The following is a 16,548-nucleotide window of genomic DNA, read 5'->3' as shown; positions in this document are numbered from 1 at the left end:
AGAAAATATATTCTATTTACTTTCTCAATATAACATATTGGGAATAAAAATACAAAACGAAATAATGTGACATTTAAGTGAATTGAAAAATAACCAGCTCCACAGAAGGGAGCTGGTTAAGGAAGTATTATTTAACAAAGCGTTTTTCAATGTCATCTAATAGTAGGTTAGCGGCCATTACGCCACCAGCTGTATTCCAAATAACGTCATCAACTTTGTATGCTTTACCATTTTTTACTACATTTAAATTTTTAAATAGAGGATCGTTTATATACTCTTTTTCTAGTTCAGATCCTTTTTTCTCATTTCCTTTATCGAATGTGAAGTAGAATAATACGTCACCATCCATAGCAGAAATACGCTCTTTAGATACGTTACGCTCTGCAAAATCATCTTTATTTTGATCTCCAGGACGTTTAAATCCAAGTTCTTTTAAAATAACACCAGAGAATGTATCGCCATGATAAATACGAACATCACCAGGCATGAAACGAACCATAGAGATTTCTTGGTTTACTTTATCGCCAAGTTTGCCTTTTAAATCTTTTATACGTGATTCGTAATCAGCTACAACTTTTTGACCTTCTTTTTCTTTATTTAATGCTTTTGCATAAAATTTGAAGTTATCTTTCCATTCACCACGTAATGTTTCTGAGAACACAGTAGGTGCAATTGCTTTTAGTTGTTCGTACACTTTTTCGTGGCGCATTTTATTACCGATAATTAAGTCTGGTTTTAAAGAAGCAATTGTTTCAACGTTAACTTGTCCTTCATCACCAACAACTTTTACATCTTTCATTTTATCCTTAATATGTGGATACCATGGGTCACCAGTCCAAGACTTTACAGCACCAACTGGTTTCACACCTAATTCAAGTAAAGCTTCAGTTCCTTCATTTGTTAAGATAACTACACGTTTTGGATTAGCAGGAACTTCTGTTTTACCCATTGCATGTTCTACAGTAACCACTTCTTTTTTATTATCTTCTTTTGTAGATTCTTCTTTGTTATTTGATTTTCCACAAGCGCTTAAAAGCATTGAAAATGCTAGTAAAAATACAAATACTGTAAACGATTTCTTCCGCATGAAATTCATTATGTACCCCCTACATGTTGAGAATATTTTTCAATAGCAAGCATGATATTAAGCCTTTATCTTTTGATTGTCAATACATATGGGTGAAAATAATTCTCATTTCCGTTGACAATGAGAATTAAGTTGAAATACACTAACAACGTATCATTATACATTGAAGGGGAAACGCTGCATGTTATTAAAAACAAATCGAGCAAAATGGATTGGATTATTTGTTGGAATCATTGCAGTCGTTATTTGTATTTGGGGAAGTATTATTTTCGGGTATACAAATACGAGTTGGAAACTAGCATTGGATGCTTTTTTCCATTTTAACGGTTCCAATGAACATATTATTATTCAAAATGTACGTCTGCCTAGGGCGTTAATTGCAGCTAGTGTTGGTGCTAGTTTAGCCATTGCTGGTTGTCTTATGCAAACTTTAACTAAGAATCCACTTGCTTCTCCAGATTTTATTGGATTAAATTCAGGTGCTGCGTTCTTCATAGTTGTAGCAATTGTAATCTTTTCAGTAACATCATTATCAGCTTTCACATGGATTGCCTTTTTAGGAGCGGCGGTTGCAGCTGTACTTGTATTTGCTTCTAGTTCTTTAGGAAAAGAAAGAACTACTCCTCTTAAGTTAACGTTAGCAGGGGTCGCAATTAGTGCGTTATTTTCATCATTAACACAAGGATTACTTGTGTTAAATGAAAAAGCACTTGAAGAGGTATTATTTTGGCTTGCTGGATCTGTGCAAGGGAGAAAGTTAGAAATTTTACAATCTGTATTCCCATATTTATTAATAGGATGGATTGCATCTCTTATGATGGCAGGGAAAGTAAATACATTGATGATGGGAGAAGACGTCGCGAAAGGACTTGGACAACGAACAATTTTAATGAAATCATTCGTGTTACTTATTATTGTACTGTTGTCTGGTGGTTCGGTTGCGGTTGCTGGCCCAATTGGATTTATTGGAATTATTACTCCGCATTTTGCGAGATTTCTTGTTGGAGTTGACCACAGATGGAGAGTGCCTTATAGCGGATTGTTAGGTGCAATACTACTAATATTGGCTGATATAGCAGCAAGATATGTCATTATGCCACAAGAAGTACCAGTAGGAGTTATGACAGCATTTATTGGAGCTCCATTCTTTATTTATATTGCACGTAAGAGAGGGCTTAGCAAATGAAGAAATATATTCCGTTTCGTATAGGAAAAGGTGAGCTCTCGTTTTTAATGTATAAACGAGCTTGTCTCGTCTTGTTAAGTTTACTAGTTGTTTTAATAGGATTATTCTTTGCGAGCGCAGGTATGGGAGACATGAAAATTGCTCCTTATGACGTATGGCAAGCAATTACTGGAAATGGCGATGCGATGTCAAATATGGTTGTGAATAAGTTTCGTATGCCACGTATTTTAATTGCTATCCTCGTAGGAATTGCGCTTGCTGTAGCAGGATGTATTTTACAAGGTCTCGTTCGAAATCCACTTGCTTCTCCGGATATCATCGGGATTACGGGCGGGGCAAGTGTTGCAGTTGTATTGTTTTTAGCTATATTTAGTGATAAAAATAATGCGCTAACTGTAAGTATTCATTATATGCCGTTAGCAGCCTTTGTTGGGGCAACGATTGTGGCGCTTTTTGTATATTTATTTGCATGGAGAAATGACGGGTTATCGCCGATTAGTCTTGTTTTAATTGGTGTGGGGTTTTGGGCATTAACGAAAGCGGCAACGACTTTGTTTATGTTGTTAGCACCAATTTATCAAGCGAGTCAAGCGAATGTATGGATTACAGGTACTGTTTATGGTTCTTCATGGCAAAACGTTATGGTGCTTGCACCGTGGGTTCTCATTTTAACGGTAATATCATTTATAGCTGCTAGACATTTAAATGCGCAAGAGCTAGGGGATGATATTGCGGTAGGACTTGGTGTTCCTTTAACGAAGTCACGCGTATTCATGTTATTACTTAGTACGGCTTTAATTGGGGGAGCAGTTGCCTTCGCCGGAGGAATTGGATTTGTCGGTTTAATGGCACCTCATATTTCACGAAGGCTAGTTGGTTCTTTATACGGTGCATTACTCCCAGTTGCAGCTATTGTTGGTGCAATTCTAGTACTTGCTGCAGATTTAATTGGGCGTACAGTTTTCACACCACTTGAAATTCCAGCAGGGGTATTTACATCAGCAATTGGTGCACCTTATTTTATTTATTTACTTTATAAAAGTCGGAATTCATAAAGGGAGATGAATATGCAAAAAGCATTGGAGACGAAACGTTTGACGTTGTCTTATGGTGAAACAATTATTATCGATGAGTTGAATTTAGAAATTCCAAAAGGTGAAATTACAATCTTTATCGGTTCCAACGGTTGCGGGAAATCAACTTTATTACGTTCACTAGCTAGATTATTAAAGCCAACAACTGGTGACATTTTGTTAGATAATCAAGCTATTCAAAGTATGCAAACGAAGCAAATTGCTCGTCAAATGGCGATTTTACCGCAAGGACCGCAAGCACCTGAAGGGCTTACAGTATTGCAACTTGTAAAACAAGGACGCTATCCATATCAAACATGGCTGAAACAGTGGTCAGAAAAAGATGAGGAAATGGTACAGAAGGCACTTGCAGCAACAGGTATGACAGAATTTGCTGAGCGTGATGTGCATGCTCTTTCAGGTGGACAACGACAACGTGCTTGGATTGCAATGACGCTTGCACAAGATACAGATATTATTTTACTGGATGAGCCTACTACATATTTAGATATGACTCACCAAATTGAAGTGCTAGATTTATTATTCGAATTAAATGAAACAGAACAAAGAACAATTGTTATGGTATTACACGATTTAAATTTAGCATGTCGCTATGCAGATAACATTGTAGCCATTCAAGATAAACAAATATATGCACAAGGTAAACCTGAAGAAGTGGTAGATGAGAAACTAGTACGTGATGTATTCCGAATGGAGTGTCAAATTAGTACGGATCCGTTATTTGGAACACCGCTTTGTATACCTCACGGAAGAGGAAGACGTGTAGTTAAAGAAGTTGCTCAGGCAATGAGATAAAAAAACGATGAGTGATTCATCGTTTTTTTATTTGGTACAAGAAAATAAGAGGAAGAGAGGAATACGTAAGCGACGTTTATACTCTTCTTCATCTTGAAAATAGGTTGGATTTGGTGTAGCTTCTTTTAATGATGTAATGGTAAATCCGGCTTGCTGTAATAATGTGAAATAATCTTCCGTTGTACGATGATATTTAATAACTTCTTGGTCAATCCATGGTTCAACCCGTTTGCCTAGTTTAAAGTAATCATCGACGAGCCAACTCGTTCTTTTACCACTTGTTTGTAAGCTTTCAAACGAAGAAGTAATAATGGGATGTTGAACGCTAAAGGTAAAGGTGCCATTTGTTTTTAAAGTTTGAAACACATTTTGAAAAATGGCATCAAGATGTTCAATATAATGTAAGGCGAGTCTAGATGTTACTAAATCAAAAGTGGAAGAGGGGTAGGTATAATCTTTGAGGTTTAAAAAATGAACAGATCCATTTTTATTTTCTAGTTGTTTTTTAGCTTTTTCATACATAAGTTCGGAGCCTTCAATGCCGGTGTAAGAGTAGCATTCCTTTTCTAATAATTCCGCGCCAAACTTAGCATCACCACAGCCTAAATTGAGAATTTGTCTTCCTCGTACATGACCAATGAGCTGAAAGAATACTGGTTTTTCAATGGATTCATTTGGGCTATTTTCTCGGTATCTTCGTTTCATATATTGTTCGAAAAATGCTGTGTTATTGTATACATCAGATTCTGTAAATGCCATGTTTTAAACCTCCTGAAATATTTTTTTAATTCTATCAAATATGAAAAGTAAATAATAGATTTATTGTAATGAATCATATATAATCTAAAATTGTAAGCGGTTACTTTAAACTATTTTTCTATAATAAATTCTGAAAACGTGTTAAGCTAGTAGAGGGATTATTAGAACTATTAAGACAATAATCCGCTTACATGAACGATGGGAGGCTTCACGATGTCTAGTAAAACACTTGCGAAATTTTTAGAAGAAAATTTAGAGGATTTAAAATCAAAGGGGCTTTATAACGTAATTGATCCGCTTGAGAGTTCAAATGGACCGATCATTACAATTGGCGGAAAAGAATATATTAACTTATCTTCAAACAACTATCTTGGATTAGCAACAGATAGCCGTTTGCAAGAAGCAGCAATTGGTGCTATTCATAAGTACGGTGTTGGAGCAGGGGCTGTTCGTACAATTAACGGTACTTTAGATTTGCATATTAAGTTAGAAGAAACAATTGCAAAGTTTAAACATACAGAAGCAGCAATTGCTTATCAATCAGGATTTAACTGTAATATGGCAGCGATTTCAGCTGTTATGGATAAAAATGATGCAATTCTTTCAGACGAATTAAACCATGCTTCTATTATTGATGGTAGTCGTCTATCAAAAGCAAAAATTATTGTTTATAAACATTCGGATATGGAAGATTTACGCCAAAAAGCAATTGCGGCGAAAGAATCAGGTCTTTACAATAAATTAATGGTAATTACAGACGGTGTCTTTTCAATGGATGGAGATGTTGCAAAACTACCAGAAATTGTTGAGATTGCAGAAGAGTTAGATTTAATGACATACGTAGATGATGCACACGGTTCAGGTGTACTTGGAAAAGGTGCAGGAACTGTAAAGCACTTCGGTCTTTCTGATAAAGTTGATTTCCAGATTGGTACATTATCAAAAGCAATTGGGGTAATTGGTGGATATGTAGCAGGGAAACAAAACTTAATTGACTGGTTAAAAGTTCGTTCACGTCCATTCTTATTCTCTACAGCATTAACACCAGCTGATGCAGCAGCTTGCATGAGATCAATTGAAATCTTAATGGAAAGCACAGAGTTACACGATCGCTTATGGGAAAATGGCCGCTACTTGAAACAAGGATTAAAAGAACTTGGCTTTAACATTGGAGAAAGTGAAACGCCAATTACACCTTGTATCATTGGGGACGAAGTATTAACACAAGAATTTAGTAAACGTCTAAATGAAGAAGGGGTATACGCAAAATCTATCGTGTTCCCAACTGTAGCAAAAGGAACAGGGCGCGTTCGTAATATGCCTACAGCAGCTCATACGAAAGAAATGTTAGATGAAGCAATTCTTAAGTATGAAAAAGTAGGAAAAGAAATGGGCATCATTTAAGTAACGACATCTTTTGAATAGCTTGCAAATGAGGAGTGGGGAAAATGAAAAAAATTCTAGTAACCGGTTCTTTAGGGCAAATTGGTTCTGAACTAGTAATGAAACTTCGTGATGTATACGGCGCATCAAATGTTATTGCAACAGATATTCGTGAAACAGATAGTGAAGTAGTAACGTCTGGTCCATTTGAAACGTTAGATGTAACAGATGGACAAAAACTACATGATATCGCAAAGCGTAATGAAGTAGATACAATTATTCATTTAGCAGCTTTACTTTCAGCAACAGCAGAAAAAAATCCGTTATTCGCATGGAACTTAAATATGGGCGGACTTGTAAATGCATTAGAAGCAGCTCGTGAATTAAACTGTAAATTCTTCACGCCAAGTTCTATCGGTGCATTCGGTCCATCGACGCCAAAAGATAATACACCGCAAGATACAATTCAGCGTCCTACTACGATGTATGGGGTAAACAAAGTGGCAGGAGAATTACTGTGTGATTATTATCATCAAAAATTTGGCGTAGATACGCGCGGTGTCCGTTTCCCAGGTTTAATTTCTTACGTAGCTCCTCCAGGAGGCGGAACGACTGATTATGCAGTTGAAATTTATTATGAGGCGATTAAAAAAGGTGCATACACCTCATACATTGCTGAAGGAACGTACATGGACATGATGTATATGCCTGATGCTTTACAAGCGATCATTTCTTTAATGGAAGCTGATCCAAGTAAGCTAGTGCATAGAAATGCATTTAACATTACAGCAATGAGCTTCGAGCCAGAGCAAATTGCAGCGTCAATTCGTAAACACATTCCGACGTTTACAATGGATTATGCAGTAGATTCAGCTCGTCAAACAATCGCTGATAGCTGGCCAAACTCTATTGACGCAACTGCAGCAATGAAAGAGTGGGGCTTTAAAGCAGAATACGATTTAGACAAAATGACAACTGACATGCTGGCTAAGTTAAAAAAAAAGCTCACAGCTGAGTTAGTGATGAATTAATAGGAAGAGTCGATTCTTAGGAATCGGCTCTTCATTATTTTTGGGAGGAGAGAAGTCTTATGCAAAGAGTTGATGTCGTATACGCACTAATACATGACGAAGAAACAGATAAAATATTAGTGGTACATAATGTAGAACAAAACGTTTGGTCATTGCCAGGTGGGGCTGTGGAAAAAGGTGAAATATTAGAGGAAGCACTAATAAGAGAAGTGAAAGAAGAGACAGGTTTAACCGCCTTGGCTGGGGGGCTTGTTGCGGTCAATGAAAAATTCTTTGAAGAATCAGGGAATCATGCACTATTTTTTACATTCCGAGCGAATGTAGTAAAAGGGGAACTTATTGCGGAAGATGAAGGTGAAATTTCTGCAATAGAGTGGGTAGATCGAACAATTGCGAATGAGCGTTTCCCATACTATGACGGAGGATTTGAATCTTTATTAGAAGTAGCCATTCCATACAAGTTTCAACCAGAAACAAAGTAATTGAACGAAAAAACAGGAGCCACAAGGCTCCTATTTTCTATTCAATCGTCTTCAGTAATAGTTTTTTCAGCAATGGTTTAATCTTCAATCGTAAATCTTCAGCATGATTTGCAACTAAGAAGTGATGGTTATAAATGTTTTTCATCAATTGATAAGTTGCTTCTTTCGCTTCGCCTTCTTCGATGAAGATACCGATTACTTCCATACCACTTTTACGCGCGAGTTTAACAGCTTCATGCGTATCTAAAATTCCGTCTTGTTGATAGTCTAGCGCAGAAGGCTCACCGTCTGTGAAGACTAGTAAGAATTTATGTTTCTCAGGTCTTTTGGCAAGTTTTTCAGAAACGATACGAATAATATATCCGTCGCGGTTATCTTCTTCTTCACGAAGTTGCATAATTTCTGGACCAACGTTTGGCAACGTTGAATTTTTATAATTTACAACTTCATGGATAACGTTCGGCTTATCTTCAGGTTTAGCGCTAGAGGCATCTTCCCAAAATCCGCTAATAGCGTGCGGGATTTTTAAAGACTTTAAAGCTTCATGGAATAGTACAACACTCTTCTTCGTTTCTTCCATTTTGTTATACATAGAACCAGAACAGTCAACTAATAGTTGGAATGCAACATCGAGTTCTTGTGACTCTTGTCCTTTTTTATAAAACATACGCGGTTGTTTTTCGGTATAAATACGAAGGAATTTCTTACGAAGTCTTCCGTAATATTTATCACTATTCGCATTCGTTTTATTTTCAATTGTTTTTTCGATAATTTTCTTTAATTCTTTTACATCTTTATTGACGACTGATTTGATAGCTTGGTAATCTTTTTTCTCATCTGAGTTTGGTTTGCGAGCTTCTTTAAATGTATGAGAAGCACCTACATTATACTTACCGTATGCACCGTCGTGCTGGCTAGAAGCGTGTGAAGCCCTTGCTTCTTCTGTATCAGCGCCATCAAAGTTGGATTGTGTACTTTTTTGTGAGGTACCTTGTACAGAACCAAGTGCTTGGTCGCCATCTTCTGATTCACGGGCAGTATCACCCATCATATTAGTTTTTGTTCCGCTTTCTAATTCAAAGCGTAAAAAGTTCTCGTTTTCGTTATTTTTATTTTCACGATGCCATGTGGAGAAACTTTCATCCATTTTGTTTTTATTTTCATCGTCATCTATAAGCTGCGTATCATCATTTGCTAAATCTTCGACGCGACAGTTCTTTTCGTCTGCAAGGACAGATAAGTAAAGTGGAGCATGTCCGAAATAGTTGTTAAGCATATCGCTTTCAAGAAGCGCCTCTAAGCGATAGCGAATTTTCTCAACGATATACATAATATCTTCTGTATTACGTGCTTGGAATGTTTCATGTAAAATCGCTTCAATTTGCTCAAAATATTCATTATTAAACATTTCGTATTTATCGCTAGTTAATGAAAGATAGCATAGGCAAAATAGACGATCACCGTGATAATTACGAACACGGTTTATTTCATTTTGAGAGCCGAAATAATTGCGGTACATTTCTTTTCGACGTTTAAAAACATGCTTCGTGCCAGGACGTAAGTTCTTTACGATTTCCTCAACGCGTAAATCTTCTAATAGAACAAATAATTGTGTTAAAAACTTTTTTAGGGGCGATTCTTGCAATTCAATCGCATAAGAACGAATTAAAGTCATGTCCGAGTAATGTTTATTACCAAGTGCTTTTAAGAACACTTCGCTTTTTAATCCGATTACTGTATCTTCTTCTTTTCGATCATCCCAAAAGTGACTAATGACAACTTTCTTTTCAATTTCGTCGTAGTATGCTTTATAGCCATATTCAAGATAGGCATCGTCTTCTTTTAGAAGGGCATACATTAAGTTTTCCATTTGTAGAAACAGCGACGCATCAATTTTTTTGTCACTAAAAATTTGTCTCATAAATTATCCCTCAAAGAAATAACTTTCTGCTAATTCACGGACAGTCATTTGTTCTGTTTCATCATTAAGTTTTGCAATTATGCTTCGTTCAATCGCTCGCATAACAGGAATATATACACCTAAATCACATGCGTCGATAATACCACGAATACTTGCTGCTTCTTCACTTACACGTCCATCGCGAGCTAAAGGCATAAGGTCGCTTGCAAATGCAACAAACTTTTCAATTGTTGCAACATCATTTAATTTTGATTCTGCTAATAATAGTTCTTTTAATGTATCACCTTGAATGTAAGGAACTTCAATAATAACGAAACGGTTTTTTAACGCTTCATTTAGTTCACTTGTTCCAACGTAACCTTCGTTAATCGCAGCAATTACACGGTATTCGTCATCACCGTATACAACCTCTTGTGTAAATGGGTTTGTAATCATTTTACGGTAATCTAATGCGCCGTGAAGAAGTGGTAACGTTTCAGGTTTTGCCATATTGATTTCGTCAATATATAGGAAGTGACCGTTCTTCATTGCTTTCATAAGAGGACCGTTAACGAATGAAACTTCAGATGCACCATCTTTCGTTTGTAGTGTGTTGTATCCTAAAATACCCTCTACATCTAAGTCGACAGAGCAGTTAATGCTATGCATTGGTTTTTGGAATAGAGAAGAAAGAGTTTCCGCTAGTACTGTTTTACCACTACCAGTCGGTCCTTTTAATAGAATATTCTTGCCAAGAAGAAGTGCTGTAATCGCATCTTCAATAATGCTATTATCAGACGCTTTATATATTTTCGTTCCGATTAAATGTGCATTTTCACCAGCTTCTTGCTTATTCTTTTCATGAATCGTAGAAAGCTGTTGTTTTAAATCATCATGTATATGAAATTGTTCTAACATGTATTTCCCACCTAACATTATTTTCATAAAGTAATACATCTTATGATAACTTGTTTTAATATGGTATGCAAAGAAAAGGAAGGAGGATAAAGGGAAAAGAAAAAGCAATCAAGATGAAGTTGATTGCCTACAGTAAAGGAGAAATGAGCCTCATGAAAGACTCCAATATGCGTTTTTTTATACTTCTTTTTTGGAAAGAGTTCCATTTAATTTCAGTTGAATGTTTAAAATCTTCTTCAAAATCACGTTTAATGTCGTGAACTGTTTTTGATTCATAAAGCACGCTAATAATTTCGTAATTCAATTCAAAGCTACGTACATCCATGTTCGCTGTTCCAATAGTTGCAATTGTATCATCAACGAGTACAATTTTTGCATGCATAAAACCATCTTTATAACTGTAAATAGAAGCACCAGCTTTTAAAAGCGGAGTGAAATAGGATTGAGATGCTTGATCACTAATGATGCTATCACTTTTACCTGGATATAAAATCCGTACATCTATTCCGGCAATTGCACTTAAGCGTAATAATGTTAAAGTTTCTTGATCTGGAATAAAGTAGGGTGTAGCGATCCAAATGGATTTTTTTGCAGAGCCCATAACAGCTAATAATGTATTACGAATACTTTTATCATCGGAGCTTGGTCCGCTTGCTACGATTTGAACAGCACCTTCTGCATTTGAAATCTCTTTACCTGGGAAGTATTGTCTATTCATAAATTGATCCCAGGAATAAGTATTTAAACCACTAGAGGCATAGAGCCAGTCTTCTAGAAAGATTGCTTGTAATTTATATAATGCTTTTCCTTCTATTTTTAAATGACTATCACGCCAAACAGGAAATTTCTTGGAACGGCCAAGATATTCATCACCGACATTGAGTCCTCCGGTAAAACCAATTTTTCCATCTACAATAACAATTTTTCGATGGTTACGATAATTGACAGTTTCAAGTAACCAAGCTGAAAAAATAGGGTCAAATTCTACAATTTCAATCCCAGCTTCTTTCATAGGTTGCAAAAATCGTCGTCGTAACGTATTACTTCCAAGGCCATCATAAAGGAAGCGTACAATAACACCATCTTTTGCTTTTTGTATTAAAGCATCTCGAACTTTTGTACCAATTTCATCAGATTTATAAATGTAGTATTGAATATGTATATGATGCTTTGCCTGCTCTATAGCTCGCAAAATTTCTGAAAATGTTTGATCTCCGTTTGTTAAAAGTTTTGTAGTTGTTTTATCTGCGGCAGGACCACCTCCAAATTTTTGTATGACTTCTGTTAAATGTATGGAACGTTCATTTAGTGGGACTGTGAGTAATAACTCTAGTCTTCTTCCTTCTAATATTTCACGGAATAATTTTCTTTGTTCTTCTGAACGATGGAGATGTTTTTTTCTTCTCCAGCGGCTGCGTCCGAAAATAGCGTATAAAAGCACACCTATAATAGGAAGAAGTGCTAATACTAAAAACCATGCTAACGTACTTTGTGGAGATCTATTTTCTATAAAAATAACGAATGAAATTCCGACGATTGTGATGGACCATAGAGCACCGACAAATGTATATAACGAAATATACGATGTATTTAATAGGAACAGAACGATAGATACGATTGTAAATATTAATAGTAATTGAACGATAGGCTTTTTCATTTCTATATAATTCCCCTAATCTTTTTTCAATATAGACTTCTTAAATAGAAGATGTAATATGACATCTTTATTATAAGGTGTTTTGCTTTTTTTACAAAATATAGACATATCACCTATACTTTCCGCATTTGTCCTACATACAGTGTACTATCCCATTTTTTATCTCACTCTTAACGCATATGAAAATGAAAAAATCGAAAAGGAGCGGAGAAACATGAATTATATAGAAAACAATGGATTGTACTATCGGAATCATCATCATGGAGGACACAATCATGGTGGGCACAATCATAACGGTGGATATCATCACCATGGAGGACACAATCACTATGATCACCATCATCATCACGGAGGCGGATGGGGCTGGGGTGGTGGTAGTTCATGGGGAGGCGGATTTTTCCCTGGAAGCTTTGCAGGAGGAGTGTTAGGCGGACTGACAGCTGGTGCATTAACAGGTGCAACAAGTGGAGGATATTATCCGGCTCCATATCCAGTAGCTTATCCATCACCATACCCTGTAACGTATCCAATGCCATACCCAGGTTATCAGCAAATACCATATTCGTATTAAATTAAAAAAGAGGCTATCCTCTTTTTTAGTTTAATACAGTATTTATTTATAAAATAATTCCAAAGTTAAGGTAGAAATATGTTAATATTTTGTTATTGTAATTCAAAAACATACACATTAATGTAGATTTTCATATTATTATTCGTGAATAGTTATGTAGTATGATCTAATTTCTATTTCGTTATTAAAAACAAAGAGATCAGATATGAGTGGTATTAGTTGGAAACAAGGCTTGCATAGAGCTACTTAAAAGGATTGCGGTATAATAAGGCGCGAAGTAATTAGAGATATGGGAAGCTACCAGTTATAATTGAAACGGTATAATATTGCTTTTTATTACAAATAATATTATGTTATTTTAATCGGTTTATTTAAAAAGATAATTTATGTAAAGGGCTAGTATTAGAAAATGAAATATCTCTATTTCTATGAAGAGAAACAGGTTGTGTTTTAGTCAGATAGAAGCAAGGAGAGATGCGCATGCTAGAACAGAGAGGTCATGCATTATATGACTCTTCGTTGCGAGATTTAAAGTTAGCATTAGATGAGTCTTCAATTGTTGCAATTACAGATCGAAAAGGTCTTATTACATATGTAAATGATAAATTTTGTGAAATCTCTAAATACAAAAGAGAAGAATTAATTGGAAAAGATCACCGTATTTTAAATTCAGGTCATCATCCGAAAACCTTTTTTCAAAACTTATGGAAACGTATTTTGAATGGGAAAGTATGGACAGGTGAGATTCGGAATCGAGCAAAAGATGGTACATATTATTGGGTCAAAACAACAATTGTTCCATTTTTAAATGAAAAAGGAGAGCCTTACCAGTTTATCGCAATACGAAATGATATTAGTAGTAGAAAAGAAGCGGAACAGAGGTTGCGGCTAAGTGAAAGTCGTTATAGGGAACTTGCCTATCATGATGCTTTAACGAGTTTGCCGAACCGTTTGCAATTAATAACGACCGTTAATAAATTGATTGCAGATAAAAAAGAATTTGGTATGATTTACTTTGATTTGGACCGTTTTAAATTAGTAAATGATACGTTAGGTCATATGATAGGGGACTTACTTTTAAGCGAAGTCGCTTCAAGGTTGCATTATGTACTAGGAGAGAAAGATGTTCTGGCTAGGCTAGGTGGCGACGAATTTGTGCTGTTAACAAAAAATCATAGACAAGATGATATGAGGCAGTTAGCGACATCTGTGTTGTCATGTTTCCAGGCACCATTTATTCTTGAAGGCCATGAAGTATATATTTCAGCTAGTCTAGGACTTTGTTCTTATCCACAAGACGGACAAGACGTGGAAACATTATTGAAAAACTCCGACTTAGCTATGTATAGTGCAAAAGAACAGGGGAGAAATGCTGCATGTTTCTTTACAGATGAGCTACGCGCGAAAATAAATCGTAGAATGAAAGTTGAGTTTGCTTTGCAAAAGGCAATTCGTGATGAAGAGTTAGATGTAGTATTGCAGCCTATTATTGATTTGAAAACGAAGAGATATTCTGGTATAGAAGCTCTAGTACGCTGTATGACAGAAGACGGACCTATTTCACCAAACGAATTTATCCCGGTAGCTGAAGAGTCTGGACTTATTATAAAGCTAGGAGACTGGGTATTAGAAAAATCGTGCCGATTGTTTAAAACATTGCCCAATTATCAAGAAGGACTAAAGTTATCAGTGAATTTATCTATACAACAATTAATGCAGAAACGTTTTATTTTCTCTGTACGTAGCATTTTAAAGAGAACTGGTTTTCCTCCGAACCGTTTAATATTAGAAATAACGGAAAGCATAGCAGTCCGCCATTTTGATTATATTATTGCTACATTACAAGAATTAAGAAATATGGGTGTTTTAATTGCTTTGGATGATTTCGGAACTGGCTATTCTTCCTTATATTATTTAAAACAACTACCACTGGATATTGTAAAAATTGATCGTAATTTTATTCATGAATTTCATTATGATCACGCACAACCAGAACGAACGATTGTAAAATCCGTTATTGAAATTGCTCATAGTTTAAATTTAGCAGTAGTTGCTGAAGGAGTAGAAACAGTAGAGCAAGAGAGTTTGTTACAATCAATGAGCTGTGATTATGTACAGGGATTTTATTATGCGAAACCTTTATCTGTAGGAGAGCTAAAAGAAAAGTTAATTACAGATTTTTAATAAAAAAGAGAAGCCAGCAGCTTCTCTTTATTTAATCCGTTTTTTGTGAGTCTTTCATTAGTACTGGATAAAGAATAAGACCTAATACGAACAATCCAATTCCTAAGAAGAATGTTTTTAAATCAGCAGTTCCCGTTTTGATAACCCAAATAGAGTATACCAACGCTAATGTCGTAATGATTCCATCTTTTACTCGAGATCCGGGCAGTATATCATACGTTTCTCCTGTAATAACTAATTTTAATTGGTACAAGGTAGAAACAAGGTATGGAATTAAATAGGCTAATGTTGCTACGACGATAGCGAAACTATACGCTTCTGAAACAGTACCAGAAATCGTTGAAAATAAGAAAATTTGCGTCATTATATTTGTAATCAATAGTGATTTTGAAGGACTACCTTTTTTATTTGTTTTCCCGAAAAACTTAGGGAAAAGTCCATTTTTTGCTGCCTGGTAAGGTACTTCTGAACTAACAACAATCCAGCCAACTGTAGATCCAAATAAAGATATAAGAGCGAGTAAGGCCATTATATATGCACCTTTATTTCCAATTGCTAAATTTAATGCATCTACTAACGGTTTTTGAGACTCCTTTAAAGCATCTTGCGGAAGAGCTCCCATTGTAAGTAAAGTAATTGACATGTAAATAAGAAGAGCGATAATTAATCCGAAAATCGTAGCTTTTTTTACATCGCGCTGTGATTTTGCACGGTTAGAAAGCATAACCGCTGATTCAATACCGATAAATGCCCAGAGTGTTGCAATAGCAGCTGAATTGATTTGGCCACCTAACGAGATAGATTGTCCTGCTTCATTCATAAAGGTTTGACCGTCTCCGAAATTAGAAGCATTGAAAATGAATAATGTAATTACAATAAACATTGTAAATCCGATAATTTTTGCAATAGTAGCAAGTAGATTCATATTTCCAGCTCGATCAATATTTTGAGAAAGAATATATTGAATTCCCCATAGCATAAGGCTACATACAAGGAAAGTTAACCCTTTTCCGAGTTCTAGTGAAAATCCGTTTATTGAAAAAAGAATTTGCTTACTTTGTAAAACTGGAAAGAATGTTGATAAATATCCAGCAAAGGAAATAATAACAGATGCTGTTGCAGCCCAGTTAGCAGCCCAATATCCCCATGCCATACTATATCCTGCAACTTTACCAGCTTTTTTTGAAGGAAACATCGCTTGAGCATAGCTTTGTGGTCCAGCTTTTAATTCTGGTTTACGAATCGCTAAATTTCCAAATACAAGTGCAATCATAAATACGCCAAGGCCTGTAATACTCCATGCGAGTGTAGAACCCATTGGACCTGATACTTGTGCTAAATTTGCTGGAAGCATAAATACGCCACCGCCAACCATATTCCCGATAACAAATGCTGTTAAAACCCATAATCCCCATTTTTTCGTTTCCATTTTTGTTAACTCCTTTGTAGTAAGTTTTGCTTAAACATCATTTTTTACTAGCTTTTTGACAATAAAAAAAGA

General features: G+C 35.7%; 14 protein-coding genes. 8 read left to right on the top strand and 6 right to left on the bottom strand.

Annotated features, from left to right (window positions below):
* Positions 1-127: 127 nt before the first annotated feature.
* Positions 128-1,096: an ABC transporter substrate-binding protein gene (locus tag ACQGS6_RS01965; RefSeq protein WP_001010275.1), complete on the bottom strand. Its 969-nt coding sequence runs from the start codon at positions 1,094-1,096 to the stop codon at positions 128-130.
* Between the two features lie 172 nt (positions 1,097-1,268).
* On the opposite strand from ACQGS6_RS01965, the gene ACQGS6_RS01960 reads away from it, so the two are divergent.
* The 3 genes from ACQGS6_RS01960 to ACQGS6_RS01950 are packed head-to-tail and all read left to right on the top strand — an operon-like array spanning position 1,269 to position 4,162.
* Entirely contained in the window at positions 1,269-2,273 is a 1,005-nt protein-coding gene (locus tag ACQGS6_RS01960) for a FecCD family ABC transporter permease (RefSeq protein ID WP_426964862.1), read from the top strand.
* Entirely contained in the window at positions 2,270-3,328 is a 1,059-nt protein-coding gene (locus ACQGS6_RS01955) for a FecCD family ABC transporter permease (protein ID WP_000760054.1), read from the top strand. The genes ACQGS6_RS01960 and ACQGS6_RS01955 overlap by 4 nt, the downstream gene beginning before the upstream one ends.
* Before the next feature lie 12 nt (positions 3,329-3,340).
* Complete coding sequence (locus tag ACQGS6_RS01950) at positions 3,341-4,162, top strand: ABC transporter ATP-binding protein (protein WP_001167962.1); 822 nt, start codon at positions 3,341-3,343, stop codon at positions 4,160-4,162.
* Between the two features lie 27 nt (positions 4,163-4,189).
* Here ACQGS6_RS01950 and ACQGS6_RS01945 read toward each other — a convergent pair whose 3' ends face one another.
* Positions 4,190-4,921, bottom strand: coding sequence for a class I SAM-dependent DNA methyltransferase (locus ACQGS6_RS01945; protein WP_426964861.1), 732 nt, complete (start codon positions 4,919-4,921; stop codon positions 4,190-4,192).
* Positions 4,922-5,134: 213 nt separating this feature from the next.
* On the opposite strand from ACQGS6_RS01945, the gene ACQGS6_RS01940 reads away from it, so the two are divergent.
* From ACQGS6_RS01940 to ACQGS6_RS01930, 3 genes are read left to right on the top strand one after another with little or no spacing between them, the layout of a single operon-like run.
* Positions 5,135-6,325, top strand: coding sequence for a glycine C-acetyltransferase (locus ACQGS6_RS01940; RefSeq protein ID WP_000095905.1), 1,191 nt, complete (start codon positions 5,135-5,137; stop codon positions 6,323-6,325).
* Positions 6,326-6,369: 44 nt separating this feature from the next.
* Complete coding sequence (locus ACQGS6_RS01935) at positions 6,370-7,335, top strand: L-threonine 3-dehydrogenase (RefSeq protein ID WP_000723129.1); 966 nt, start codon at positions 6,370-6,372, stop codon at positions 7,333-7,335.
* Between the two features lie 59 nt (positions 7,336-7,394).
* Positions 7,395-7,817, top strand: a complete 423-nt coding sequence (locus ACQGS6_RS01930) for an NUDIX hydrolase (protein WP_426964860.1) — start codon at positions 7,395-7,397, stop codon at positions 7,815-7,817.
* Between the two features lie 37 nt (positions 7,818-7,854).
* On the opposite strand, the gene ACQGS6_RS01925 is transcribed toward ACQGS6_RS01930, so the two are convergent.
* The 3 genes from ACQGS6_RS01925 to ACQGS6_RS01915 all read right to left on the bottom strand — a co-directional run bounded on the left by ACQGS6_RS01925 (position 7,855) and on the right by ACQGS6_RS01915 (position 12,292).
* Positions 7,855-9,738, bottom strand: a complete 1,884-nt coding sequence (locus tag ACQGS6_RS01925) for a vWA domain-containing protein (RefSeq protein ID WP_001248851.1) — start codon at positions 9,736-9,738, stop codon at positions 7,855-7,857.
* 3 nt (positions 9,739-9,741) lie between these two features.
* Positions 9,742-10,635, bottom strand: a complete 894-nt coding sequence (locus ACQGS6_RS01920; protein ID WP_000892985.1) for an ATP-binding protein — start codon at positions 10,633-10,635, stop codon at positions 9,742-9,744.
* A gap of 127 nt (positions 10,636-10,762) precedes the next feature.
* Entirely contained in the window at positions 10,763-12,292 is a 1,530-nt protein-coding gene (locus ACQGS6_RS01915) for a cardiolipin synthase (RefSeq protein ID WP_000743031.1), read from the bottom strand.
* A gap of 214 nt (positions 12,293-12,506) precedes the next feature.
* Between ACQGS6_RS01915 and ACQGS6_RS01910 the strand changes: the two genes are divergently transcribed.
* Positions 12,507-12,863, top strand: coding sequence for a cobalt transporter (locus ACQGS6_RS01910; RefSeq protein ID WP_426964859.1), 357 nt, complete (start codon positions 12,507-12,509; stop codon positions 12,861-12,863).
* A 480-nt stretch (positions 12,864-13,343) separates the two neighbouring features.
* Complete coding sequence (locus tag ACQGS6_RS01905) at positions 13,344-15,047, top strand: putative bifunctional diguanylate cyclase/phosphodiesterase (RefSeq protein ID WP_098293924.1); 1,704 nt, start codon at positions 13,344-13,346, stop codon at positions 15,045-15,047.
* A gap of 31 nt (positions 15,048-15,078) precedes the next feature.
* On the opposite strand, the gene ACQGS6_RS01900 is transcribed toward ACQGS6_RS01905, so the two are convergent.
* Positions 15,079-16,476, bottom strand: a complete 1,398-nt coding sequence (locus ACQGS6_RS01900; protein ID WP_000448444.1) for an amino acid permease — start codon at positions 16,474-16,476, stop codon at positions 15,079-15,081.
* Positions 16,477-16,548 lie beyond the last annotated feature (72 nt).

This window comes from Bacillus sp. GMs2/2, from assembly GCF_050172095.1.
Classification (GTDB): Bacteria; Bacillota; Bacilli; order Bacillales; family Bacillaceae_G; genus Bacillus_A; species Bacillus_A cereus.
The sequence above is the reverse complement of the archived record's forward strand: the minus strand, read 5'-3'. Positions and strand labels throughout refer to the sequence as shown.